The 1,987-nt window shown below is 38.4% G+C and carries 2 protein-coding genes; both read left to right on the top strand.

The genetic code is table 11. The features are described 5' to 3' along the window. The first annotated feature begins 113 nt into the window (after positions 1–113). Entirely contained in the window at positions 114–1,046 is a 933-nt protein-coding gene (locus Q397_RS0120115; RefSeq protein ID WP_205618872.1) for a polysaccharide deacetylase family protein, read from the top strand. Beyond that, a complete protein-coding gene (locus Q397_RS0120110; RefSeq protein ID WP_028880908.1) occupies positions 1,043–1,825 on the top strand; it encodes a formyltransferase family protein in 783 nt (260 codons plus the stop codon). Before Q397_RS0120115 ends, Q397_RS0120110 begins: the two co-directional genes overlap by 4 nt. Positions 1,826–1,987 lie beyond the last annotated feature (162 nt).

Genomic DNA, 1,987 nt, shown 5'->3' with positions numbered 1-1,987 from the left:
GTGATTTTTGCATAACTTCCAGACTTTCTGTGCGAGGAGAATCTGAAAGTATGAAACACTTCATGGCTTTATCCTAATTTGTCGGGCACTGTGCTTTAAGGTATTGATTCAAGATGCATAAAACTACTCATTCAGTGATGTTTCACCACTTTCATGATGATAAACACTTGCCTGCTCAAGGCAGTTTAAGTTCCTCTGATTTCATCCAAATGATTGACTGGTTAAACAAGCACTACTCAATTTTGAGTGCCAGTCAATACAAGGAGAAATTTGAGAATGGCACCCTAATAAGTACTGATATTTGCCTATCTTTTGATGACGCATTGAAATGCCAATACGACATTGCTGTTCCAGTAATGGAGAGATTAGGCATTCAAGCATTCTTCTTCGTTTACAGCAGTGCTTTCGGTCAAAACCCCGACCCATTAGAAATCTATAGGTATTTTAGAACTGCTTGCTATGCTGATATTGATAAGTTTTACGAACATTTTTTTCATTCAGTTGAACAAATAGATGCAGCAGAATTTTCACGGCATCATGCCAAATACTCGGAACTAAATTACCTAGCAGCATTTCCTTTTTATACCGAAAACGATAAATGGTTCCGATATCTCCGAGACCAGTATCTAGTTGGAAATCAATACGATGAACTCATGAATCAGTTGATGATTCAAAGTGATTTTGATGCGAATACCGCAAAGAAAGACCTATGGATGTCAGAAGAAGACTTGGTTACCACCGAGTCTAAAGGTCATCTGATTGGTTTGCACTCATACTCACACCCAACCCAAATGAGCAAATTAAGTAAAGCAGAGCAAGAATTGGAATATCAAAACAACTATGACCACCTTACAAATTTAATTGGCAAACCTATCAAAGTCATGTCACACCCATGTGGTGACTACAACAAAACCACTCTAGAAATCCTTAAGAGTATGAAAATAGATATCGGATTTAGGTCTAGTATGTCGGTGAAAGAAGTTCGTTCCCCTCTTGAGATTCCTAGAGAAGACCATGCCAATGTCTTCAAGGGGATGTGTCTATGAAAGTCACTATTTTCAGCAGTAACCAACCACGACACCTAAATCTCGCAAAAGAGTTTTCAAAAATTTGCGATTCAGTCTTTCTGGTTAGTGAAGTAAATACCGTGTTTCCGGGTCGAGTTAACGACTTCTTCAAAAAGTCGGAAATAATGCAGACCTACTTTCAAAATGTAATTCAATCAGAAAAAAACATATTTGGTGACATCAGTTTCTTGCCACACAATGTTAGAACCCTCTCCATTAAATCAGGGGACTTAAATAAACTGGATAGAAATCAACTATCTGATGCACTTCAATCCGATGTTTATGTTGTCTTTGGTGCTAGTTACATCAAGGGGTGGTTAGTTGATTTTCTTGTGGAACATCGTGCAATAAACATTCACATGGGTCTCTCTCCTTATTACAGAGGGTCCTCATGCAACTTTTGGGCACTCTACGACAATAATCCCAGTTATGTCGGAGCAACCATACATCTGTTGAGTAAAGGATTGGATAGTGGGAATATGCTTTTCCACTGTGTCCCTAAACTTCATCCAGAAGACACCCCATTTGACTTTACTATGCGTTCAGTATTGGTAGCACAGCAAGGTTTGGTCTCTGGGGTTGACTCCGAATTAATATTCTCTGCCCCCCCGGTAAAACAGGATAAATTACAAGAAGTGCGATATACAAAGAATCAAGACTTTACAGATGATGTTGCAAAAGAATTCTTGGATAGAAATATTCAATTGAATCCAGATTCATTTTCATACCCGAAGCTATTGAACCCTATTTTTGGTTAATTTTACTAAATGTTGAGGTGTCTCTATTGCATCTATAGATTGGAAATGTTGGGCAGTTTTTAGGGGGAGCACAGTGCCCGACAAATTAGGATAAAGCCATGAAGTGTTTCATACTTTCAGATTCTCCTCGCACAGAAAGTCTGGAAGTTATGCAAAAATCAC

The organism is Terasakiella pusilla DSM 6293 (assembly GCF_000688235.1).
In the GTDB taxonomy this organism is placed as follows: domain Bacteria; phylum Pseudomonadota; class Alphaproteobacteria; order Rhodospirillales; family Terasakiellaceae; genus Terasakiella; species Terasakiella pusilla.
Note: the sequence above shows the minus strand (reverse complement) of the source record. Positions and strands in the feature narration are given on the sequence as shown.